General features: G+C 59.6%; 18 protein-coding genes. 1 reads left to right on the top strand and 17 read right to left on the bottom strand.

Features of this window, described 5'->3' with window-relative positions; translation table 11 throughout:
* Window positions 1–64: 64 nt before the first annotated feature.
* The 5 genes from fmt to rpoZ form a co-directional block, all read right to left on the bottom strand.
* Window positions 65–1,039, bottom strand: coding sequence for a methionyl-tRNA formyltransferase (fmt, locus tag J3T92_RS03050; protein ID WP_267399668.1), 975 nt, complete (start codon window positions 1,037–1,039; stop codon window positions 65–67).
* 45 nt (window positions 1,040–1,084) lie between these two features.
* Window positions 1,085–1,789 (bottom strand): HAD family hydrolase, encoded by a 705-nt coding sequence (locus tag J3T92_RS03045; RefSeq protein ID WP_267399667.1) that lies wholly within the window; start codon window positions 1,787–1,789, stop codon window positions 1,085–1,087.
* A 101-nt stretch (window positions 1,790–1,890) separates the two neighbouring features.
* Window positions 1,891–4,194, bottom strand: a complete 2,304-nt coding sequence (locus tag J3T92_RS03040; RefSeq protein ID WP_267399666.1) for a primosomal protein N' — start codon at window positions 4,192–4,194, stop codon at window positions 1,891–1,893.
* A gap of 92 nt (window positions 4,195–4,286) precedes the next feature.
* Entirely contained in the window at window positions 4,287–5,507 is a 1,221-nt protein-coding gene (gene metK / locus J3T92_RS03035) for a methionine adenosyltransferase (RefSeq protein WP_267399665.1), read from the bottom strand.
* 61 nt (window positions 5,508–5,568) lie between these two features.
* Window positions 5,569–5,853: a DNA-directed RNA polymerase subunit omega gene (gene rpoZ, locus J3T92_RS03030; protein WP_015022131.1), complete on the bottom strand. Its 285-nt coding sequence runs from the start codon at window positions 5,851–5,853 to the stop codon at window positions 5,569–5,571.
* Window positions 5,854–6,031: 178 nt separating this feature from the next.
* On the opposite strand from rpoZ, the gene ilvD reads away from it, so the two are divergent.
* Window positions 6,032–7,894 (top strand): dihydroxy-acid dehydratase, encoded by a 1,863-nt coding sequence (gene ilvD / locus J3T92_RS03025; protein ID WP_220236074.1) that lies wholly within the window; start codon window positions 6,032–6,034, stop codon window positions 7,892–7,894.
* Window positions 7,895–7,984: 90 nt separating this feature from the next.
* Here ilvD and J3T92_RS03020 read toward each other — a convergent pair whose 3' ends face one another.
* From J3T92_RS03020 to tuf, 12 genes are all read right to left on the bottom strand, one after another.
* Window positions 7,985–9,139, bottom strand: a complete 1,155-nt coding sequence (locus tag J3T92_RS03020) for a PTS transporter subunit EIIC (RefSeq protein ID WP_267399664.1) — start codon at window positions 9,137–9,139, stop codon at window positions 7,985–7,987.
* On the bottom strand, window positions 9,136–10,140 hold the full coding sequence (locus tag J3T92_RS03015) for an ROK family protein (protein ID WP_267399663.1): 1,005 nt from the start codon (window positions 10,138–10,140) through the stop codon (window positions 9,136–9,138). Before J3T92_RS03015 ends, J3T92_RS03020 begins: the two co-directional genes overlap by 4 nt.
* A 143-nt stretch (window positions 10,141–10,283) precedes the next feature.
* Window positions 10,284–10,961, bottom strand: coding sequence for a transaldolase family protein (locus tag J3T92_RS03010; protein WP_267399662.1), 678 nt, complete (start codon window positions 10,959–10,961; stop codon window positions 10,284–10,286).
* An 81-nt stretch (window positions 10,962–11,042) separates the two neighbouring features.
* A complete protein-coding gene (locus J3T92_RS03005; RefSeq protein WP_267399661.1) occupies window positions 11,043–13,469 on the bottom strand; it encodes a glycyl radical protein in 2,427 nt (808 codons plus the stop codon).
* A 356-nt stretch (window positions 13,470–13,825) separates the two neighbouring features.
* Complete coding sequence (locus J3T92_RS03000; RefSeq protein ID WP_267399660.1) at window positions 13,826–14,572, bottom strand: DeoR/GlpR family DNA-binding transcription regulator; 747 nt, start codon at window positions 14,570–14,572, stop codon at window positions 13,826–13,828.
* Window positions 14,573–14,657: 85 nt separating this feature from the next.
* Window positions 14,658–15,563, bottom strand: a complete 906-nt coding sequence (locus tag J3T92_RS02995) for a glycyl-radical enzyme activating protein (protein ID WP_220236080.1) — start codon at window positions 15,561–15,563, stop codon at window positions 14,658–14,660.
* Window positions 15,564–15,673: 110 nt separating this feature from the next.
* Window positions 15,674–16,297: a guanylate kinase gene (gene gmk, locus J3T92_RS02990; RefSeq protein WP_267400239.1), complete on the bottom strand. Its 624-nt coding sequence runs from the start codon at window positions 16,295–16,297 to the stop codon at window positions 15,674–15,676.
* A 95-nt stretch (window positions 16,298–16,392) separates the two neighbouring features.
* Complete coding sequence (gene carB, locus J3T92_RS02985; protein WP_267399659.1) at window positions 16,393–19,767, bottom strand: carbamoyl-phosphate synthase large subunit; 3,375 nt, start codon at window positions 19,765–19,767, stop codon at window positions 16,393–16,395.
* Window positions 19,760–20,971 carry a glutamine-hydrolyzing carbamoyl-phosphate synthase small subunit gene (gene carA / locus J3T92_RS02980; protein ID WP_267399658.1) on the bottom strand — a complete coding sequence of 404 codons (1,212 nt, stop codon included), beginning with the start codon at window positions 20,969–20,971 and terminating at the stop codon, window positions 19,760–19,762. The genes carB and carA overlap by 8 nt, the downstream gene beginning before the upstream one ends.
* A gap of 197 nt (window positions 20,972–21,168) precedes the next feature.
* Window positions 21,169–21,849: a transcription antitermination factor NusB gene (nusB, locus tag J3T92_RS02975; RefSeq protein ID WP_267399657.1), complete on the bottom strand. Its 681-nt coding sequence runs from the start codon at window positions 21,847–21,849 to the stop codon at window positions 21,169–21,171.
* A gap of 23 nt (window positions 21,850–21,872) precedes the next feature.
* Window positions 21,873–22,436: an elongation factor P gene (gene efp, locus J3T92_RS02970; protein ID WP_045924655.1), complete on the bottom strand. Its 564-nt coding sequence runs from the start codon at window positions 22,434–22,436 to the stop codon at window positions 21,873–21,875.
* A 236-nt stretch (window positions 22,437–22,672) separates the two neighbouring features.
* The gene (gene tuf, locus J3T92_RS02965) at window positions 22,673–23,872 is read right to left on the bottom strand and encodes an elongation factor Tu (protein ID WP_267399656.1); all 1,200 of its coding nucleotides are present in this window, start codon (window positions 23,870–23,872) and stop codon (window positions 22,673–22,675) included.
* Between the last annotated feature and the right edge of the window lie 25 nt (window positions 23,873–23,897).

Raw genomic sequence — 23,897 nt, 5'->3', positions numbered from 1 at the left:
CTCTTCCCTCCATCGTTCGCCCCTGGAATCCCCGCACGGCTTGGACAGCCAGCCGGGAAGGGACTCAGCTGCAGTGGGCCCCGTCTTCCAAACGAGCTCCACGGGCCCAGTCCATGGCCTTCATGGCGCGTTTGCCGGCAGCCTTGACCATCTGCAGCTCCAGGGGCAGGGTCTTGGTGCCCACCCAGAGGTGATGACGGTCCCTGGCCAGCCGACCCGGCTCCAGGTGCCCCGGAAGACCGGGCTCATCCCCTCGGGCCGGTGCCGCCCTGAGCACGGTCAGTCCTGTCTGCTCGTCCTGCGGATCGTCGCCCCGCCGGTACAGACACCAGGCTCCCGGTTCCGGGCTGCAGGCGCGAACCTGCCGATCCAGAGCAAAGACGGGCACATCGAAACGCATGTGGGCATCCTGATGGGTGATTTTGGCGGCCACCTGATAGGCGCCCCGCATCTGCTCCTTGGGTTGAATCCGACCCTCCGCAAGGGCCTCAAGACTGGCAGCCAGCAGGTGGGATCCGTCCTCAGCCAGGCGATCCAGCAGCTCGCCCGAGGTCTCGTGCGACCCGATCTCCACCGTAGACTGTGCCAGGATAGGGCCTTCATCCATGCCAGCCGTGAGCCGGAAGACCGTGGCGCCAGTGATGGTATCCCCGGCCCAGATGGCCCGCTGTACTGGGGCTGCTCCACGCCACTGCGGCAGCAGGGAAAAGTGTAGGTTGTACCAGCCCCCCTCAAAGGCGTCCAGGACCGGCTGGCGCAGGATCCGTCCGTAGGCCACGACAGCCGCACAGTTGGCACCCGTATCCTTCAGCCGCGCCGGAAAACCCGGATCGGACGGGTTGTCCTCAAGAACGGGAATCCCCAGCTTGATGGCCTCAGCCTTGACCGGACTGGGCTGCAGATGCCTTCCACGCCCCTGGGGTGCGTCGGGTCTGGTGAGCACGGCGGCAACCCGGAAATGCTCCTGGTCGGCCGCCAGCAATCTCAGAGACGGCAAGGCGACCTGGGGTGTGCCCGCAAACAGCAATGTCATGACCATATCGTCTATCTCCTTTTCATCTGACGGCTTCGGAACTCTGCACGTTCACTGCACCTGAGGAATGTTCACCCCTGCCTCAATCAAGGCAGTGCGCAGCCCGTAGGGGTCGCTGAATCGCAGGCTGCGGATGCCGGCCTTGTTGGCACCAACTACATTCATACCCTTGTCATCCACGAAGAGGGTCCTATCAGCCTGGATTCTGAACTGGTCCAGGGCGTACCGGTAGATGGCCGGGTCGGGCTTACGCATGTGAATGGGCCCGGAGACCACCACCCCGTCCAGCCTATGCAGGAAGGAGTCTCCGTCCCAGGCGTGATGGAAGAGTTCGGCACCCCAGTTGGTCAGCCCCCAGACACCCAGGCCTGCCGCCTTGAGATCCTCCACCAGCATACGTGCCCCTGGTACAGGTCCGGTCAGTGAATCGACGAAATGATCACAGTAGTAGGCGAACATGGCATCCCAAGGGGCCCCGCAGTTGGCGGCCACCCAGTCACGGGCCTGGGCGCAGGTGGCTCCGCCATCCATCATGTTGTTGGCCCGGTAGAAACCGGAACGGCTGTCGTCCAGCATGGCTTCGATGCTCTTGCGCCCGTACCTGGCCACCATGGCCATCTCGGGCTGCCAACGAATCAAGACGTTGCCGAAGTCGAAGATGACCTGCTCGATGGGCTGACCCTGGGCCTGAGCCGCCGCCTGCTCGGCCTGGATCACATCTGCCTCAACCCGAATCTCGCCCGGCCATCCCTTCATGCCTCTCCGCCTTTCCTGAATTCGTTCATTCGCGCCTCTGCCTGCGCCCCCTCATGAAACCACGCCGCATAGACCCTGTAGAGATTCGCCTGGGGCGACAATCAGGTCAGATCCTTGGGATCCATCCGGAAGCGCAACTCCCCTCGCCCGCGACCGGCCACGTACCTGGCTTGAGCCTGCTTGAGATCGTCAGCCAGCTTATCCCTGGAACTGGTGGGTACCCGAACCAGGGCTTGGACCCTATCCTGAGTTCCCTCCAGGTAGCCGGCTTTCAGCGTGGAAGGCGCCGGTATGGGCACAGGGCCAAGCAGGGCAGGGACCGGCTCAGGACCGGCATCTGTCATAGCCTCCTGCTCCGGCGTAATCCCAACGGCATCCAGCATCCAAGTGACGGCCTCCCTTTCGCCCCATATCGCAGCCATGCCGACCGCAGGGGGCATGGCAGTCAACCGACGGTCCGCCAGATCGGCGGCGGCCAACACCGGCCCCTGCCAGGTCATCAGCGCCTGGGCCAGCTGGGGATCGCACTCCCCCAACAGGAGCACCTGACCTCCCTGGGCCCGGGGGCGACAAAAGGAGGCCACGCGCATCCAGGCTCCCAGGGTGTCCATACGTGCATCGACGCCAGGGGCATACAGACTGGTCCAGGCATCCAGAATGGCCACGGCCCGGTATCCTCGCGACAGCCGGGGCAGGTCCGAATCACCTGTGTCTGTATTGCTGCCTTCAACACTCGAAGCGACCACTCTAGGCTCGGCACCCGGGGTGGCGATGACCAAGCTGGGACGATCCTGTATGCGTTCGACCACCCCGCGAGGCTGGCTGGGCGAAGAGATGACAATGGGCACATTTCTGAAGAGCATGCGCAGCTCCTGGGCCGTCCCGGCGGCACCTACCCTGACCACCCGAAGCCGCGAACCCCCGCAATCCGGACAGGACCAGTCCGTAGCCGCAGCCCCGCACCAGGCGCATCGAGGCGCACCAGGCCGCCTCGCCCGCAGGGGTCCGGTGCAACGCGGGCAGCGAGCCTGATGATGGCAGCGAGCGCAACTCAGGCTTTCGAAGATGCCGTCCTGAGGGATGGACAGCAGAACCGGACCACGCTCCAAGGCTTTGTCAATAACCACGACGGCGGTATGTGGAACCCGGGCGCCCATGGTCGGGTCGGCCAGATGGCTCAGTTCCTCCCGGTTCAGCCAGCGAATCCAGGGCTGCAGGGTCGTCACCGTAGGCCGGTCAAGCGTCAAAGCGGTGCCTGGACCGGTCACACCGGAGTCCGCCTCGGTGGCCTCGGGCAGACTCTCCCAGTGGGAGCGCACGCTTCTGGCACGGGCCATGGCCAGGAATACGCCGCCGTGTGCACGCGCCCGCAACCTCAACACTCCACGGGCATTGGCATAGGGCATCATCCCATCGGCGTACTGGTAGCTGGCATCGTCCATCAGGGCGAAGAGGGCGGGCCCCTCAACCGGGGCGTACATGGCAGCCCGCAGCCCGATGGCGCAGCGGACCTGACCTGAAGCTAGGGCAAGGTAGGCCCTGTAACGCTCGGCAGGAGCCATGCCGCTGTCCAGAATGGCGAAATCGCCGGACCAGCCGTGAGCCTCCTGTTTGCCAGGACCAGCGGCAACAGAGGGGCCAAAGGGACGTAACCCCAGCTGCTGAAGGACTGCGGACAGGTGGGACACCTGGCGGCTGCCCGGCAGCACCATAACCGCCGATCGGCCGGCCAGCAGGGCCCCTATCAGCACCCTGGCAGCCAGCAGGGCGGCCTGGTCCATACCGGGCAAAATGTCGGTCAGATAGGCGGTGAACGTATCCTCTTCCAGTGACTGATCCAGTTTCTCCAGTCCCTGATAGCCCGGATCAAGCTTCTGTTTCAGATCCCTCAGCCGCTGGGCCAGCCCGGCCACCCAGGCGAGATCAGACGCCAGCCGGGGCTGACCGGGAACCAGCTGCTGCTCCTTGTCGATGCGGGCCACGCGAGGGGGCAGGGCCAGCCGCAGAATATTGGCCTCAGTACCCCCATAGGCCCTGGCGATGGCAGTGATGTCCACGCGCAGGGAAGATGAGATCAGGCTGCGATCCAGCACCACCCGCTCCAAGAAACGCAGGGAGGCGCGGGGAACCTGGCTGTCTGCCGCGCGTTCCCAGATGATGCCGTTAACCCTGCGCGCCCCGAACCGGACGCGAACCAGACATCCCGGCTGTGCATGATCGTCCTGGTCGGCATCCACCAAATAATCGAAGGTCCCGCCCAGATGAGTGGCCTGCACATCCAGCACCACCCGTGCCACAGGGAGTTCATGAGCCGGTCGGCGCGGAGGTTTCTTTCGACTGCTGTTCGAACGACGGCGTGGGGCAAGACCATCCAGGGCGGGCTGACTAACATCCTGCGAATCCATGGCTTCTCCCCTCGCTTTCACAATTAAGAGAGCCACGGCGGATTCCCCAGTCGATGACCTGGGAATCCGCCGTGGCTCTTGATGAACAGCTACTACCTGGTCATGCCGATGGCGGCCTTGAGCTCGCCCACCTTGTCCACCTGCTCCCAGGTGAAGTCGGGATCCTCCCGGCCGAAGTGCCCGTAGGCTGCAGTCTTGGCGTAAATGGGCCTCAACAGATCCAGCTCATCAATGATGGCTGCCGGCCGCAGGTCGAAGACCTCGCGCACAGCCTCCTGAATATGTTCTCGGGTGACTCCCTGCTCGGTGCCGTAGGTCTCCACGTTGACGCTGACCGGATCGGCCACACCAATGGCATAGGCCACCTGGACCTCGACCTTGTGTGCCAGACCAGCAGCCACAATGTTCTTGGCCACCCAACGCGCTGCGTAGGCAGCAGACCGGTCGACCTTGCTGGGATCCTTGCCGGAGAAGGCGCCGCCTCCATGATGCGCCGCCCCGCCATAGGTGTCCACAATGATCTTGCGACCGGTCAGTCCTGCGTCAGCCGCAGGGCCGCCCAAAATAAAGGAACCGGTAGGATTGACCAGCACACGGTAGCCCTGGTGCTCCACAGCCTGACCGCAGACACGATCCAGCACGGGCGTGATGACATGCTCCGTCAACTGCTCCTGCAGCCAGTCATGCCCAACCTCTGGATCGTGCTGGGTGGAGATGAGGACCGTATCCACCCGGCGGGGCCGGTCATCTTGATCGTATTCGATGGTGACCTGGGTCTTCCCATCGGGCCGCAGGTGGGGGATGATCCCCTCCTTGCGCACCTGAGCCAGCCGGAAGGCCAGCTGGTGGGCCAGATAAATGGGCAGGGGCATGAGTGAATCGGTCTCATCGCAGGCGTACCCGAACATGACCCCCTGGTCGCCGGCCCCCTGGGACTGGTAACGCTCCTCGCGGGTGGCGGCGCTCTCCTGGCTGGCCGACAGCCGTTCCACACCCTGGTTGATTTCCTTGCTCTGCTCGCTCAGGGCCACGGTCACGCCGCAGGAATCCGCGTCCAGTCCAATTTCAGACGATGTGTAGCCGATCCTCCGCAGTACCGACCGGACCTGGGACTGGATGTCCGTGTAGCCCTGGGACGACACCTCTCCGAAAACGAAGAAGAGTCCAGTGGCCGCCGAGGTCTCCACAGCCACATGCGAGTGCGGATCCTGGGCGATCAGATCGTCCAGGATGGCATCGGAAATCTGGTCGCAAACCTTGTCTGGATGCCCCTCGGTCACCGATTCAGCCGAAATCAGCCGTCGCTCTGTCATTTCATTCACCTTTGTCTAGAAACCGTCACCGCTCGGGGACCTTGCACCGGGAGTCGAAGACTCAGTTGCCTTCGCTCAGATCGTCCTCGCCCAGGGTCTCCTCAAGCAGGCCCTCGTTGATTTCACGGAAGGCTATGGACAGAGGCTTCTCCTGGTTCTGGTACTCGACCAGCGGGCCGACGTTCTGCAGCAGGCCCTCATTGAGTTGCGTGAAATAGGAATTGATCTGACGGGCCCGCTTGGCTGCGAATATAGAGAGCGCATACTTCGAATCGGCGTGCTTCATGAGGTCGTCGATGGGAGGATTCGCAAATCCCTGCGGATGGGGCTCGGTACCGAATGCCATAAGATGTTTCTCCAATTCAACTGGATGAACCATTCATTCAATCTGTATAATTTTACCGCCCGGGCTCGATTTTATCCTGGGATGCTTCTCTGCCGGGAAAAGCAGCGCAAACAAGCCGGAAATTCCAACATGTGGTCATGTTCAAACCGTTGATGCCCGTGATCACTTGAATAAAACTATGCAGATGCGATCAGCCAAGTTGATGAAGGAACGAGAGTTCGCAGGCGCCCGTGCTCTCTATCGTGCCGCTGGCGTCAAGGGCGAAGACTTCGGTAAGCCCATCGTGGCCATCGCCAATTCCTTCTCTGAATTCGTACCCGGCCACGTCCATCTGAATAAGGTGGGGCGCCTGGTCTCCAAGGCTGTCAAGGAAGCGGGCGGTATCCCCCGCGAGTTCAACACCATCGCCGTAGATGACGGCATCGCCATGGGCCATACGGGCATGCTCTATTCCCTGCCCAGCCGTGACCTGATAGCGGACGCTGTGGAGTACTCGGTCAACGCCCACTGCGCTGATGCCCTGATCTGCATTTCCAACTGTGACAAGATCACCCCCGGTATGCTCATGGCAGCCCTGCGTCTGAACATTCCCACGGTCTTCGTCTCCGGCGGCCCCATGGAGGCTGGGCGTACAGTCATGCCCGATGGAACAGTCCATGAAAGCACCGATCTGATCGACGTCATGTATGCTTCGGCGGACGACAACATCGACGATGCAAGTCTGCTGGCACTGGAGAAGACGGTCTGCCCCACCTGCGGATCCTGCGCCGGCATGTTCACCGCCAACTCCATGAACTGCCTGACTGAGGCCATGGGGCTGGCCCTGCCCGGCAACGGCACCACCCTGGCCTCGCACACAGCTCGAAAGATGCTCTTCGAGCGAGCCGGCAAGCTGGTCGTCGAGATTGCCAACCGGTACTACCGGGATGACGACGACTCGGTCCTGCCACGGTCCATCGCCACCAAGAAGGCCTTCGAAAACGCCATGACCATGGATGTGGCCATGGGCGGGTCAACCAACACCGTCCTGCATATCCTTGCTGCCGCGCAGTCGGCGGATGTGGGTTTCACCCTGGACGACATCGAGCGCATCTCCCACACGGTTCCCTGCATCTGCAAGGCCTCTCCCTCCGGAGACTGGGAGATATCCGACGTCCACCGGGCCGGTGGCATCTGCGGCATCCTGGGCGAGCTGGACCGCGGCGGGGTCCTTCACCAGGATACGCATTCCATCGATTACCCGGACCTTGAGTCCAAGCTCAACGACTGGGACATCATGCGCCCCACCTGCTTGGACCAGGCCAAGGAGCTCTACCACGCAGCGCCCGGGCGCATCACCTCCCCCGAGCCCTTCAACCAGTCCAAGGAGTGGGAGGACCTGGACACCGACCGTGTCAACGGCGCCATCCACGACCTGGATCATCCTGCTGTCTCCGAAGGCGGCCTGGCCATACTTCGCGGCAATCTGGCCCCCGATGGCTGCGTTGTCAAGACCGCAGGCGTGCCCAAGGAAATCTGGAACTTCCGCGGACCGGCCCTGGTGGTCGAATCGCAGGAGCAGGCCGTGGAGGTCATCCTCAACGGCACTCTGCACAAGGGTCAGGCCCTGGTCATCCGTTACGAGGGACCCAAGGGTGGCCCTGGCATGCAGGAGATGCTCTACCCTACTTCATTCGTCAAGGGCAAGGGCATCGGCAAGGACGTGGCCCTGCTGACCGACGGCCGCTATTCAGGCGGCTCATCGGGCCTGGCAATCGGCCATATCGCTCCTGAAGCAGCCAACAAGGGCCCCATCGCTCTGATACGCAACGGCGACATGATCTGCATCGACATCCCCAACCGGCGTGTAGACGTTGAACTGAGCGATCAGGAACTCGCCCGGCGACGCGCAGAACTGGAGGCCGGCGAGGGATACATGGCTCACAGGGACCGCAAGGTCTCTCTGGCGCTGAAGGCCTACGCCGCCTTCGCCCGCTCGGCAGACAAGGGCGCCACCCGCGACCCGGATCTGATCAACCGACTGTCGGGTCTGGACCGATAGAGGCTGAGCCCAGCAGCAAGACTGACCATAATGCCCGGTCATCGAATCACCAATCGATGCCCGGGCATTCATTATAAAGAGATGCATCACTCAGACGAGTACGGTCGTCTTGGCAGGCACAGTTTCCGAAACTTCGGATGAAGACGGTTCCGCCTCCACAGTTTCTTCTAGATTGTCGACTCGGAATTTAAGCACCATAGTCAGGAGGAAGGCCACGAGCATACCTGCCAGGCAGGCGCCCAAGTAGACAACGAACCCATGACCGAAGAATATGGGCAAGGCAGCCAGACTGGGAAAGGCGAAAGCCGTGGCCTGTACGCCGGAAAGTCCTGCGATGACGCCGCCTATGCCCCCGCCGACGCAGACGGCCAAGAGTGGCCTCTTTCTGGGCAGATTGACTCCAAACATAGACGGTTCCGTGATACCGAATAGGGCCGAAACCGTAGCTGACAGACAAGTGGATTTGAATGCCTTGTCATGGCTCTTGAACATCACGGCCAGCGCAGCTCCTGCCTGCGCGAAGACCGCCGGACCCATCATGGCTAGAACGGTATCATGACCGCTGACGGCAATGTTGTTCATGGCTAAGAGAATCAGACTCCAGTGGAATCCGAAAATGACCATGGGCTGGACAGTGGCCCCCAGCAAAAGTCCAGCAATGACCGGTGAGAGTGCGTACACCCATTCATAGCCAGCTGCCAGTCCGTCACCAATGATCTTGCCTATGGGACCAAAGGCAAAGAGGGTGAGGAACCCTATGACCAAGATGCAGACCAGAGGCGTCAGGAATCCCCTAATCACTTCGGGCAACACCCTATCCAGCCATCGTTCCAAATAGACCAAGACGCCAACGGCCAGAATGATGGGTATCACGCTGGAGGCATACTTGACACCCAGGATCGGAATGCCGAGAAACCTGATGGTCTTGCCGACCTCCTGTACCGCAACCAGATTGGGATAGAGCAGCATGCCGGCGATAACCACAGCGATGAACGGATCAGCACCGAACTTCTTGGCTGACGTGTAGGCCAAGAGCATGGGCAGGAAGGTAAACAAACTGGAGGCCATGGCATCCAGCACAAGATAGGTCTGGTCGCTGGTGCTCAGCACATGGGTCGTCGTCAGAATGACGAGGACACCTTTCATAATGCCGACGGTCGACAGCAGATTGACTATCGGAAGAAAGATGCCCGATATTCCATCAATGACGATATCAAGAAGTTCTTTGGCGGACCGCCCTTTCATAATACGCCGCCGAAATCGTTGACCAGAGCCGGCTCAGTGCTCTCCATCACTTCTCCGTTGGCACTCATCTGGGGATTCTTTCCGAAGTACTCCACTTCGTCGGCATCCTCCAGATAGCATTGGAGCGCTCCTACCAGATTCGCATCATTCTGGAATTTGCAGGCTGCCACCTCGGCACGTGAGACGTGATAGGGACAGGTGGCATAGAGTCGGTCCAGATTGCTTCGGATGGCTTCTATTAGAGCCGGCTGGGCCGATATACCACCGCCAATGGCAAAACGTTGAGGATCGCAAATGTTCTGAATGTTGTATATCTGTACCGCCACATCGTGCGCATAGGAATCAAGGCATTCCAAGGCCGTCTGGTCTTGCTCGTCGACCGCCTTGAAGAAGGCGACACCGTCTACATCCGAAAGATCAAGGTTCTTGCGCTCGGCATAGGTCTTGCACAAACCGGTGGCACTGCATTGGTTTCCCCACACGCCATCCTGGGTCGGTGGATCCTGGGAAGAAGTCATAATATAGCTGACCTCCCCGGCGGAAAAATGGCGTCCGGGGTAGAGCTGGTGATTGACGATGAAGCCACCACCGATCATTGTGCCGAGAATAATGACGAAGCCATCCTGCACATCCTGCAGGCTGCCGACTCGGGATTCGGCCATGGCTGCGCATTTGGCATCGTTCTGAATGACGATGCGCACAGGACAATTGCGGAAGAGAGCGTGCCTTATATAGAAGTCGTCGTTGTATCTCAAGGCACCGCCCATGGCGCAGTAGCCTTTTTTGCTGTCGATAATTCCGGGCATGGATATGGCGATCCCCTGCACACCCGGCTCTTGTTCGAACAACTGGGTCAGAGCCCCAATCAGTTCGTCACGCCCACGCTGAGGCGTAGGCATGGAGTTACGAGAAACGATTGAGGTGTCTTCCAGCATGTAGGCATATTTGATGGTGGTGCCACCAATGTCTACGGTAAGAATTTTCATGATGCATCCTTGCATAACGAACTTCGCATATCAGACAAGTACTTCGTATCATCCTCGCCCCGGTTATCCAACCATTCAGGAGGAGAATACGCAGACGGGGGCATGAATACCGCTAATGCCATGCCCCAGAAGAAAATGACCGCTCCACTCGGTCATCGCTAGCAGTCGGCCATGGTCCTTCCGGCACCAACCAAGCCTTGGAAGTCAGCGTTGAAGACTTCTACTGCAGCTGAGATCGCTTGGTTCTTCACGAGGCCATCGATTATGGATGAGCTAAGCGTAGCCGCTCCGATGCCGTACTGGGCCAGCTCCAGAACCTGCTGCGAATTCTTGAAGCTGGCGGCTAGGACCTCACAGTCAAGATCATTAGCACGGAAAATGTCATGAATGGTCTTGGCGGCCTGAACGCCGTTGTAGCCCATGTTGTCAATCCTGTTGATGTATGGGGCTGCATAGGAGGCTCCGGCCTTGGCGGCCAGAAAACCTTGCAGAGGCGTGTAAATAGCCGTCGCAGTCACCTTCACACCTTCGGCTACAAGGGTCTTCATAGCTTTGAATCCCTGGGGTACGCTGGGAACCTTGGGGAAGGTGTTGGGCCCGAGCTCTTCGACGATCCTGTGCGCATCAGCCACCATGCCGGCACTGTCGGTAGCGACCACCTGTGCATGCAGTTCCAAATCCGAACCAATGATGGAGCGTATCTCTTTCAGAACCTCGAAGGGAAGTCTGCCCGCTTTGGCCAGAATGCTGGGATTGGTGGTGACCCCGTCAATAGGGTAGATGTCAATCAGCCTTCTGATGGCTTGCGTATCGGCATCATCGATGATCAGTTTCATACTAGTGTCCTTCACTTATCTAGATGGACTTTGTTTATGTAGGGCCTGCCGGGAATGACTTCCCGGCAGGCTAAATGGTGTTCAGAACGTCTGCTCAGTCCGCTCGATGATGTCGTCCTGTGTAGCCTTGGATAGCACCGTAAAGAAGGCGCTGTATCCGGCTACCCTGACAATCAAGTCCCTGTGCTTGTCAGGGTGAGCCTGAGCATCCAGCAGGGTGTCGCGGGAGACCACGTTGTACTGCACGTGGTAACCGTGCAACTGGTCGAAGAAGGCGCGGGTGACCTGGGAGAGCTTTACCCGGTTCTCCGGCTTGGCCAGCACCTGCGGCGTCATCTTCTGGTTGAGCAGGACCCCGCCAGTAATGTCCTCAGTCGGCAGCTTGGACACTGATTTAAAGACAGCCGTAGGACCATGCTTGTCTGCCAAGTGAGAGGGACTGCAGCCTTCGGCCAATGGCTCGCCGTTCTTGCGGCCATCGGGGGTGGCCAGAGTCCCTGCACCCTGGGGAACGTTGGCTGAGATGGAGCTTGTGCCGGCGCTGTAGGTGCCGCCGATGGGACCACGGCCGTACCGTGTGTTGTGGTACTTCTTCATTTCGTCGATATACACGTCGTAGGCCTTGCGGATCAGGCTGTCGACGTAGTCGTCGTCGTTGCCGTACTTGGGAGCCCTCTGCATGAGTCGGCGAATACGCTCATTCTCCTCGCCTTCCCAGTTCTCCTGCATGGCCTGCCAAAGCCTGGCAGGTGTGACCTTGTGCTCCTCGAAGACCATCTTCTTCACGGCAGCCAAGGAATCGGCCAGGTTGGCTATACCCACCTGCAGGTCGGAGATGAAGTCATAGTGCGCTCCGCCCTCCTTCATATTCAGTCCACGCTCGATGCAATCATCGGTCAACGCGGAGCAGAGAATATCAGCGGTGTCATGTTCGAGAACCATGTCGCAGGTGGCGTCAATGATGACACACTGCCTGCACATCTCGCGAATGACCTTGTCCCAGCAGGCTTCGACCTGATCGAAACTGGTGAAGTTTTTAAAGTGACCGACCCCTTCGACTAGCTTGGTGCCGCTAGCCGGGTCCACGCCGTCATTCATGGCGATCAGCAGAGCCTTGGGGAAGTTGAGGAAGCTCATACCCGTGCATCGGTATCCCCACTTACCAGGAACAGCGGTCTCTACGCATCCTATGGCCGAATACTCGTAAGCATCCTCGCGGCTAACACCCTTGTCGATGAAGCTAGGGATGATGATCTCATCATCGTTGAAGGCCGGCATGCCGAAACCGCAACGAACCACCTCAATGCACTCTGACATGAAGTCATCGGGCAGGTTCTCGTGATAACGAACCGTGAGGTTGGGCTGTGTCAGATGGCTCTGAGCAACGGACTTGAGAATGAGCCAGCTCATGGGATTGGTGGCATCCTGGGGCTGACCGTTCACCAGCTTCTGGCCGCCCACTGTTACATTCTGATACAGGGGTGAACCAGCAGAGAATTGCGTGTGGCTCCATGGACGGATCTTGTTGATGGTGTAGGTCTTCAGCCAAAGGTTGGTCATCAGTTCGACAGCCTGGGGCTCATCAATGAGCCCGGCCTTCAGATCCTTCTCATAGAAGGGATCCAGGTATTGATCCATGCGCCCATAGGAGAGCGAGTGACCGTTGGATTCGATCTGCAGGGCCAGATGCACCAGCCAGACCGACTGAACTGCTTCACGCAGATTCCTGGCGGGCTCATAGGGCACGTGCTCCAAGGCTTCCGCCATTCCACGCAGCTCCTCGGCACGCTTGTCATTGCCCTCGTCAGCTGCCTGCCTGGCCTGCTTCAGCGCCAGCTCAGCGTAGCGGTGAGCAAAAGTCTTCATGGCGTCAATCACGATGATGATGGCCCTGTAGAAGTAGCTCTTGTGAATGTTCCGGTAATCGGTCAGATCGAGCTCATCCAGCTTTTCCTGAGCCCGACGGCTGAAGTCCTTGAGGCCATGGCTGAGAACAACAGCGTAGTTGACGGCGCAGTGTGCATCGCCAGAGGTGATGTTGCCCTCAGACTTGATGATTCCCAAATCATAAAAGAGCTTGGAGTGAGGAGGGAAGGCTGCCAGTCCACGATCCTGAAGCGTGTTATGCTCCCAGAAGGGTGCAATGGAACGCAGCCTCTCCTTGTTCTCTTCGGTGATGGTGAAGACGTCGCCGTCACGCTTGTCGAATTGGTCCAGCTCATCAATGACCCAGCCCATAGCATATTCGGGATAGATGGGTGCAGCTCGGTTGGCCGAGGCCTGATTGCCAGCAATGAGAGTTTCCGGCTCGATGTAAATAGACATCGATTCCAAAACCCGCTTGAGCATGATGGCTCTCTTTATGGCCAGCGGCTGATCCTGACATTTTTTATATACCTCAGTGGTGATCATCGCACGCTCGACATCGACCTTCGGGGTCACCGAGAGGAGCTGATCACGGAAGGACTCCATCCGGGGTGTCAGCTTGCCGAAATGTTCTTCGTTCATTTTTCTTCCTTCCAGAACACCGCGATTCGGGTCTTTCTGTAAACCGCTAGATCCACACCACAGTGTGCTCCAAATCACATTTCACTAGAAAACTATCATACGTTAGCAATAAATGCAATTTTGAAACGTATATTTCTTTTATTCGTAAGAGACAAATAGATCATATGATACACAGGTATGGTTTGCACATTGATAATGGACACTGATGAATCTCATTCGGTCTTCGCTGCGCGACTCACAGCGAAGACCGTCAATCAGCCACTCGCGCAGGAAAGAAAGAAAAAGGTGAGCGGTGCAGTAGATGCCCAAGAAGGGCACTCAATACATGGTTTATACCGTCTCAGTAGATTCTCGTGTCAGACTGTCTCCAGATCGATGCCATGATCCAACAGCTGTTTCGATGCTTCTGCGGTAATGTTGTTATCGGTGATAACCATGGTGCTTTTTTGAGGAAGATTCAGCGAGACCGTGCTGCCATGGCCAAACTTCTCGCTCTCCGTAAGAATCACAATGCGCACGGCGTGCATGGCCATGTCACGGACAGCCTGAGCCCGCATCTGATCACGGTTGGCGAACCCGGTATCAGGGTCAAACCCATCAGCCCCGATGAACATCACATCCACCTGTATGCCAGTAAGACACAAGGGAACCATGGGACCCACCAGAACTTGGGCGCTGTGCTGATAGATACCGCCAATCAGAATAATCTGGCAGTTGCCGGCATCACCGATATAGTGAGCCACGAAGGCACTGTTAGTGATGATGGTCAGGTCCTTTTTGGTACGCGCCAGCTCAACCGCCAGCAGAGCGCAGCAGCTGCCATTCTCCACGATGACCGTGCCGCCGTCAGGCACACAGGCGACAGCCCTACGCGCAATCCTCAGCTTCTGCTCATAGTGACGAGCCAAGCGACCTTCGACATTGTCTGTGCTTTTGATGGCAGCATACCCATGCTCTCTGGTGATGAGACCACGACTCTCCAGCTCGTTCAAATATTTACGTACGGTCACCTGAGAGACGCCCATACCCTTGGCGATCTCGCTGACCTCCATTCGCTCTCTGTCGATGAGCATCTCAAGGATGCCGTTGGCACGATTGTCCACCTGAACCCGTCCTTAGTCGAGAGGTCACCCGCCCCGTCATGAACATTCTAGAATGCCGAGAGCCGTCGTGAAAGTCAAGCGAGCTTCAGAAGAAGGCGTGCACACCTTCCTGCTCATAGACCTGTCGGTAGTCTTCCAGATCTTCCTGATGAGTGTTGGGTACATTACTGTACTTGTAATCGTCGCGCTGCAGAAGATCATATTTGGACTCACCGAAATTATGGAAAGGCAGAAGCTGAACCCTATCCGCGCCCAGCTTCAGCAGGCGCAACGCCATCTGCCGGGCATCATTCATCTTATCGTTATAGTCAGGAATCACCGGGGTTCGAACCAGGACATCCTTGCCGCTATGCAGGGCGTAACTGGTGTTGCGCTCAATCAGACTCAGACCAACCCCAGTCCCCTCCTTATGAACCTGTTCGTCCCAATGTTTCATATCGATGAAGACGTGATCCAGGTGATCCAGGGCGCTTCTGAAGACTGATTCCGGTACATGTCCTGTGGTTTCGATGTTGGTGTCAATGCCCCGATCCTGCAAGGCCGACAGCAGGGCCACACAGAAGTGCCCCCACACCAAGGGTTCGCCGCCTGAAAGCGTTACCCCTCCACCGCTCTGACGATAGAAAGGCAGATCTTTCATACACTGATCGACAACTTCATCCAGATCGCGCGTCCTCCCAACCAGACTCAGTCCCTTGCACTCGCGTGTGGCCTCCAGAGCAGCGGAATCGTCATATCGCAGTGCATGCACGTCCACAGCTCTGCTCCGGTCGGTCTTGACGAATCCCGGGGACGCAGGCAGAGCATTGCAAGCAAAACACCCCGAACACGACTTGGGATCCCACTCGAATTGAGGCGTGCGGATCTGGCTCTCCGGGTTGGAGCACCAGCCGCACCTCATAGGACAACCCTTGAGGAAGACCACCGTACGGATGCCGGGCCCGTCATTCAAACTGAACTGCTGGATGTTAAATACAGTGGCGGATACCATGGTCGCCTCCATTGCGCAAGACCCGAACAACTATTCTTTCTTCTGAAGCAATCATACATTACATATGAAAGCAATACAAGTCATATTGATTCGCGGAAGAGACCTAATATTTAAAATTCGTATTCCTTGGCGATTACCTCCCAGAGCGCCTGGGCTGCTTTATCCACGCTGTCGTTGACTATGACCTGGTCGAACTGATCCTCGGAGGCCAGCTCCACCTTGGCGGTCTCCAGCCTGCGGGCACGCTGCTCTTCATTTTCGGTTCCCCTCATGTTCAGCCTGGTGACCAGGTCATGAAATGAGGGCGGCGCCAAGAAGACGTAGAACACTTCCATGCCCAGCTCCCCCGCCCGTTGGCGGACACGGTGCGCCCCCTGCAGGTCGATCTCCAGAATCGTGGGCACCCCTGCTGCCAGATGGTCCAGGACCGGCTGTAACGGGGTGCCATAGTGGGACATGCCATGGACCAGGGCGGTTTCCAGAAAGTCCCCGGCGGCCTCCCTGCGGGCAAATTCCTGCTCATCCATGAACCAGTAAGTGACGCCGTCCTTCTCGCCAGGACGCGGCGCCCGGGTGGTGGCCGAGACGGAGACCCAGACCTCTGGGTGGGCATGACGCAGGGCCGCCTCCACAGTGCCCTTGCCTACGGCCGTGGGCCCTGTGAGCACGATCAGCCGGCCGCCAGTCTTCCCTGCCCCTCCGGTCTGCGCTTCCGAAGAGTCCTGTATCGACATGTCGGCACCGTTGATCGTTGACACGGCCACTTCCTTTCCTAAAAGTCACCCTCCGGCATATCTGGACCGGAACATGGATCAATCATATAGCGTACCTACTTGGCCTTTTCCAGCTCCAGCAGCCGGGCCGCGTGTTCCTGGATGCTCATGACCTCGTAGTCGTCCTTTTTGACCACGTCAATGGCCATCAGTGCGGCTGAGAATTCGGTGATGGTGGTGAACTGCGGCAGATCGGCGGCTATGGCGGCCACCCGGATCAAATAGCCGTCAGAACGAGAATCCCTGGAGCTGGGCGTGTTGAGGATCATGTCGATGGTCCCATCCTCAATAAGCTGGACAGGATTCCGGCCCATATGCCTTACTCCGTCAGAATCAGTAAAAGCCTGACCCTGCTCCTCACCATCGCTGATCTTGTCGACAACGGCCACATCGAAGCCGTACCGGCGCAGGACAGAGGCCGTGCCACTGGTGGCGCAGATGCTGAAGCCCTGCTCCAACAGGCGGGCTGCCAGCATGGGCAGCTGGCGCTTGTCCGCATCATTGACCGACAGGAAAACGACCCCGCTGGTAGGCAGACCTCCCTGGTGGGCGGCCAGCTGGCTCTTGGCGAAAGCGTGGGGAAAGTCCCGATCGAAGCCCATGACCTCTCCAGTGGAGCGCATCTCCGGGCCCAGCAGAATGTCCACAGTCCGGCCCACCGGAGTACGGAAGCGCTTAAAGGGCAGGACGGACTCCTTGACCGCCACGGGCTGTCCGACACGGACCATGCCGCCGTCGCCGACAGGCAAGAGCAGACCATTGGCTCGTTGCTGGGCGATGGACTCCCCCACCATGATCCGCGCCGCAGCCTTGGCCAGCGCCGTACCCGTGGCCTTGGAGGCAAAGGGGACGGTCCGGGATGCGCGGGGATTGGCCTCGATCACATAGAGGGTGTTGGCCATGAAGGCATACTGAACATTGATCAGCCCCTGGACCCCGCACCCTTGGGCTATAGCCAGGGTGGCCTGCCGCAACCGATTGATCTGGTCGTCGGAGAGGGTTGAGGGCGGCAGGGTGCAGGCGGCATCGCCGGAGTGGACTCCGGCCTCCTCCACATGCTCCATGATTCCGCCGATGTAGAGCTCCTGCCCGTCATAGAGGGCATCCACGTCGATCTCGATGGCGTCCTGGAGGAACTTGTCGATCAGCAGGGGTGAGGGCAGACGGCCGGAGACCACCGTATCGGCCTTGGCTTCATCCAGGGCTCGATCCACGTAGGTGGCCAACTGCTGGTCGTCGTAGACGATCTCCATGCCTCGTCCGCCCAACACGTAGGAGGGCCTGACCAGAACCGGGTAACCGATGGCGTGGGCTGCCTCCTTGGCCTCATCCAAGGAAAGAGCAGTGCCGTACCGTGGAGCGTTCAAATGCTCCTTGCTGAGCACCTGGCCGAAGAGTTCGCGGTTCTCGGCAAGGTCGATGGACTCGGGACTGGTTCCCAGAATGGGCACCCCGGCCGCCTTGAGCCTGGCCGCCAGAGACAAGGGCGTCTGACCGCCCAGCTGGACGATGACCCCTTTGACAGGTCCCATGGCCTTCTCAGCCCGGTAGATCTCCAGAACATCCTCGAAGGTCAGCGGCTCGAAATAGAGCCTGTCCGACATGTCATAGTCGGTGGAGACCGTCTCGGGATTGCAGTTGACCATGATGGTGTCATAGTCCTTGCCTAGCTCCTGGACGGCGTGCACGCAGGTGTAATCGAACTCGACCCCCTGACCGATTCGGTTGGGCCCCGAGCCCAGGATGATGACTGCCTCGCGCTGACGGGGTCGCAGCTCGGACTCGTCGGCGTAGCAGGAGTAGTAGTAGGGCGTGACCGCATCGAACTCAGCTGCACAGGTGTCCACAGTCTTGTAGACAGGATGAAGACCGAAGGCCCAGCGAAGTTCCCTGACGACTGCCTCGCCCTGGTCACCCATGCCACGCAGGTGGGCAATCTGCAGGTCGCTCAGCCCCGATTGCTTGGCCCGGCGCAGCAGGTCCTCGTCCAGGACCTCGGACTGGCGCACTTGGAGGGCCAGATCATTGATCATGCTGATCTGCTCCAGGAACCAGGGGTCGATCCTGGTGGCCTGGTGGACCTGCTCAACGGTGGCTCCGCCCCAGAAGGCTCGCTGAATCTGCAGGTAGCGGTGCTCTGTGGGAGTGTGCATGGCCTCCAGCAGCTGGTCCGTCTCGGCCTGGTCGGGCCTGGGGCCATCCCAGGAGAAGGTCATGTGCCGCTTGTCGATGGAGCGCATGGCCTTGCCCAGGGACTCGCGGAAGTTGCCAGCCAGAGCCATGGCCTCGCCCACGGACTTCATCGAGGTGGTCAGGGTCGTGTCCGCCCCGGGGAACTTCTCGAAAGTGAAGCGCGGAATCTTGGTGACCACGTAGTCGATGGTCGGCTCGAAGGAGGCAGGGGTTGAGCGGGTGATGTCGTTCTCTATCTCGTCCAAGGTGTATCCCAGGGCCAGCTTGACTGCGATCTTGGCGATGGGGAAGCCGGTGGCCTTGGAAGCCAGAGCCGAAGACCGTGAAACACGCGGATTCATTTCGATGACGATGATCCGGCCGTTCTTGGGGTTGACGGCGAACTGGATGTTGCAGCCGCCCGTATCCACCCCCACGCCGCGGATGATGGCGATACCGATGTCGCGCATCCGCTGATACTCCCGGTCGGTCAGGGTGAAGACCGGGGCCACGGTGATGGAGTCGCCGGTGTGCACGCCTACCGGGTCTACATTCTCGATGGGGCAGACCACAACCACATTATCCAGGCGGTCGCGCATGAGCTCCAGCTCATACTCTTTCCACCCTTCGATGCCCTCCTCCAAAAGGATCTCATCGGTGGGCGAATAGTGGATGCCAGCACCGGCGATCCGCCTCAGTTCCTCACGATCGTGGGCGATGCCTGAGCCCAGGCCGCCCATGGTGAAGGAGGGACGAACCACCAGAGGGTAGCCCAGTTCGGCGGCAACTGCCTCGGCCTCATCCAGACTGTGGGCGATGCGGGACTTGGCTGACTCGGCGCCGGCCTGGTCCACCACCTGCTTGAAGAGCTCACGGTCCTCTCCCCTGTCGATGGCCTCCAGCGAAGCGCCGATCAGCTCCACCCCGTAGCGCTCCAGCACGCCGGCCTTGCCCAGCTCCACGGCAGCGTTCAGAGCGGTCTGGCCGCCCAGGGTGGGCAGCAGCGCATCCGGCCGCTCCTTGGCAATGATCCGCTCAAGGAAAGGCAGAGCGATGGGCTCTATGTAGGTGGCATCGGCCATCTCGGGATCCGTCATGATGGTGGCGGGATTGGAATTGACCAGGATGACGCGAATCCCCTCTTCGCGCAGCACCCGGCAGGCCTGTGTCCCCGAATAATCGAACTCGGCCGCCTGCCCGATGACGATGGGCCCAGAGCCGATGACCATGACCGAATGGATGTCCTGCCGCTTAGGCATGTGCCTTCCCTTCCTTGGCGTCCTGCATCAACGTGATGAACCTGTCAAACAGATAGGAGGCATCGTGCGGACCAGCCGCCGCCTCCGGATGATATTGAACGGAGAAGGCCGGAATATCCAGGCACTCCAGACCCTCGACCACGCCGTCGTTGAGATCGACATGAGAGACCCGAACACGACCATATCGGCCCTCACCATAGGGCGAGGGCACCGGGTCACCCTTGGGCGCCTTGACTGCGAACCCGTGATTGTGGGCAGTGATCTCCACCTTGCCAGTGCTGAGATCCATGACCGGCTGATTGATGCCGCGATGACCGAATTTCAGCTTGTAGGTCTCGAAGCCCAGGGCACGGCCCAGTAGCTGGTTGCCCAGGCAGATGCCGAAGAAGGGCAGCCTTGCATCAAGCACCTGGCGCAGGAGGGCCACCTCATGGTCGGCCGTAGAGGGGTCGCCGGGACCGTTGGAGAAGAAGACGCCATCTGGATTGAGCGAGCGGATGGTCTCCATGGTGGTGCCCACGGGCAGCAGGTGGACCCGGCATCCGCGCTCGGCCAGCCGATGAAGGGTCATGGCCTTGATGCCCAGATCGACAGCAGCCACCGTGCAGAGCGGCTCCCTATCCTGATATTGACCGCAAGGCTCCACCGTGTAGGGATAGTTTGTGCTGACTTCGCCGGTCAGGTGGGAGCCGCCCATGGTCGGCGCCTGTCTGACTCGATCCAAAAGACTCTGGATGCTGCCATCGTCCAGGGCCGACCCAGAAAAAATACCGGCCCGCATGACGCCCGCTGAACGCAGGTGCCGCACGAGCCGGCGAGTGTCTATGCCGCTGATGCCGACGATGCCTTGGTCAATCATCTCCCCTTGGAGACCGCCTGTAGCCCGCCAGTTGCTGAAAGTGGGACTGGGTTCCCGGACCACATATCCGGCCACCCAGATCCGTGATGATTCACCGTCCTCCCCGTTGACACCGGTATTGCCGATGTGCGGAAACGTCTGGACTACTATCTGTCTGTCATAACTGGGATCGGTCAGGGTCTCCTGGTATCCGGTCATCCCCGTGGCGAATACGACCTCACCGATAGTGCTGCCCAGTGCCCCGAAGGCCTTTCCCTCATACACCTGGCCGTCCTCCAGCAGAAGGATGGCGGAATCGGAGAAACGACGATCGGAGGCGATGGCGTTGGTGTCCTTCAGGTTCACCGAACCCCCTTGTTTGCCGTGGATATTCGCACCTATATTAATGTCCCCCATGGATCATGCCGACTAGCTCGCCCAAAAGATGATTGGGCAAATCTTGCAGCAAGGCCTGCTGTTCAATAAATCTCAATATGGAAAAAAGGCCGACCTGATGCCCTAACAGCCAGCGGACATCGGTCGGCCTTTATCCGAATCATTACTCAGTCGCCTGAAGGAAGATCCACATCCGGGGTCAGTTCCTTCGGCAGCGTCAATTTCAACTGATCCAGACTGGGAGCCGACTGGTCGGCATCCTCATCCTCGTGTGTACCCTCTGCCGATTCCGACTCGCTGTCAGCATGGCCATCCCCAGAGGAGACTGGCTCAGAGGCTGCGATCCCTGCTTTTGCCTTATCGGATTCATCATCCGAAGCGTCCGCATCGGCCTCGGCATCAGCCAGGGCAGCGATCCGATCGGCTTGCTCACGACGAGCCTGATGCTCATCCTTCTCCTGCTCCAGGGCGCTGAGAACGCCGTGAATGAAGGAGGGGGCATCAGCATCAGAGAGGGTCTTGGCCAGAGACAGGGCCTCATCGATGGCCACCTTGTCGGGAACGTCAGGGTTGTAGAACATCTCCCAGGCGGCGATACGCAGTATGTTGCGGTCGATGGCATGCATGCGGCTCAGCGGCCACCGGGTGGAATGGGTCTGCAGGGCCTCATCAATATTTCGACGATGTTCTGCCACACCCTCAACGATGGTCACGGCATAGGCAGGCAGAGGTGTCTGTGCCCCCGGCCTAGCCTTGCGCTCCTCCAACAGGGAGAGGAAATCCTGGCTCTTCTCATCGGCCTCATACAGGGTGTTCAAGGCCCGCTTGCGGGCTGTGGAACGTGCCATGGATACGTGGTTTCCAGACTTGCTCAGTTCTCGCGGCCCAGGTAGGAACCGTCGCGGGTGTCCACCTTGACCTTCTCGCCCTCACCCACGAAGAGGGGCACCTGAATCTCTGCTCCGGTCTCCACAGTGGCGGGCTTGGTGCCGGCGTTGGAGCGGTTGCCCTGGACGCCGGGCTCAGTTGCGGTCACAGTCAGCACCACGGATGCAGGCAGTTCTACGGACAGCGGGTTGCCGTCATGGAAGCTGATGATGCAGTCGGTGCCCTCAAGCAGGAAGCGTTCCTGATCGCCGACCAGGGTTTCGGGGATGTTGACCTGTTCGTAGGTGTTCATATCCATGAAGACGAATGAGTCGCCATCCCGGTAGGAGTACTGCATGGTCCTATTGTCGACGGTCTCGAAGTCCATCTTCATGCCCGCGTTGAAGGTGCGGTCCACGATCTTGCCCGAAAGGACGTCCTTGATGGTCGTGCGCACAAAGGCCGGCCCTTTGCCTGGCTTGACATGCTGGAACTTAATGACGGTCCAAAGCTTGCCGTCCAGGTTGATGACCGATCCGTTCTTGATGTCGTTGGAAGTCTGTGCCATCTTGATACCACCTCATTCTTATGAACGTTCCTTCGGAGGGCTCCTGGCCATCTGCCGAAAGCACCGGGCCACACAGGATCCAGCCCGCTCGCGATAAATCCTCGCCTATTATGCCACGGCGCATGAACACCGGGGCTGGCCCGGCGGCGAGGCCTGCCGGATATGGGCGGGGCCCGGAATCACAGAAAGGATTCCGGGCCCCGTCATCGGATTGTGTCGATAAGCGACAGGCAATCCTACTCGATGATCTTGGTGACTCGGCCTGAGCCAACCGTGTGGCCGCCTTCACGAACAGCGAAGGTCAGGCCCTCTTCCATGGCGACGGGCTGGATCAGTTCGACAGAGAAGGTGGCGTGATCGCCGGGCTGAACCATCTCCACGCCCTCGGGCAGGGTGATGACGCCGGTGACGTCGGTGGTCCGGAAGTAGAACTGCGGACGGTAGTTGGAGAAGAACGGCGAGTGGCGTCCACCCTCGTCCTTGGTCAGCACGTAGACCTCGCCCTCGAACTTATGGTGAGGGGTCACGGTGCCGGGAGCAGCCACAACCTGGCCGCGCTCAACGTCCTCACGGCCGATGCCGCGCAGCAGCAGGCCGGTGTTGTCGCCAGCCTCAGCCTCGTCCATCTGCTTGTGGAAGGTCTCGATGGAGGTGACGGTGGTGGACTGGGTCTCACGCAGACCGACGATCTCCACGTTGGTGTTCACGGGCAGCTTGCCACGCTCGACACGGCCGGTCACCACGGTGCCACGGCCGGAGATGGTGAAGACATCCTCGATGGGCATCAGGAAGGGCTTGTCCAGGTCGTGGACCGGGGTGGGGATGTAGTCGTCGACGGCATCCATGAGGTCCTTGATGGTCTGAACCCACTTGTCGTGGTCAGGGGCATCGTCATGCAGGGCGCCATAGGCGGAGGTGCGGATGACAGGGCAGTCGCGATCGAAGCCGTTCTCGTCCAGCAGATCGCGGACTTCTTCCTCGACCAGCTCGATCAGCTCTTCGTCGTCGACCATGTCGCACTTGTTCAGGGCGACCAGGATCTTCGGCACGCCGACCTGGCGAGCCAGCAGCACGTGCTCGCGAGTCTGGGCCATGGGGCCGTCAGTGGCGGCGACCACCAGGATGGCGCCATCCATCTGAGCAGCGCCGGTGATCATATTCTTGACGAAGTCGGCGTGTCCGGGGCAGTCCACGTGGGCGTAATGGCGCTTGGCAGTCTGGTACTCGATGTGCGCGATGTTGATGGTGATGCCGCGCTCCTTCTCCTCAGGAGCAGCATCAATCTGAGCGAAATCGTACTCGGGGTTGACGTCCGGGTACTCCTCGTGCAGCACCTTGGAGATGGCCGCGGTCAGGGTGGTCTTGCCGTGATCGACGTGGCCGATGGTGCCAATGTTAACGTGCGGCTTGTTCCGCTCGTACTTTTCCTTTGCCATTGTGTTTTGTCCTCCTGGACGTCTC

It is taken from the genome of Bifidobacterium sp. B4081 (assembly GCF_026537335.1).
Lineage (GTDB): Bacteria > Actinomycetota > Actinomycetes > Actinomycetales > Bifidobacteriaceae > Bombiscardovia.
The sequence above is the reverse complement of the archived record's forward strand: the minus strand, read 5'-3'. Positions and strand labels throughout refer to the sequence as shown.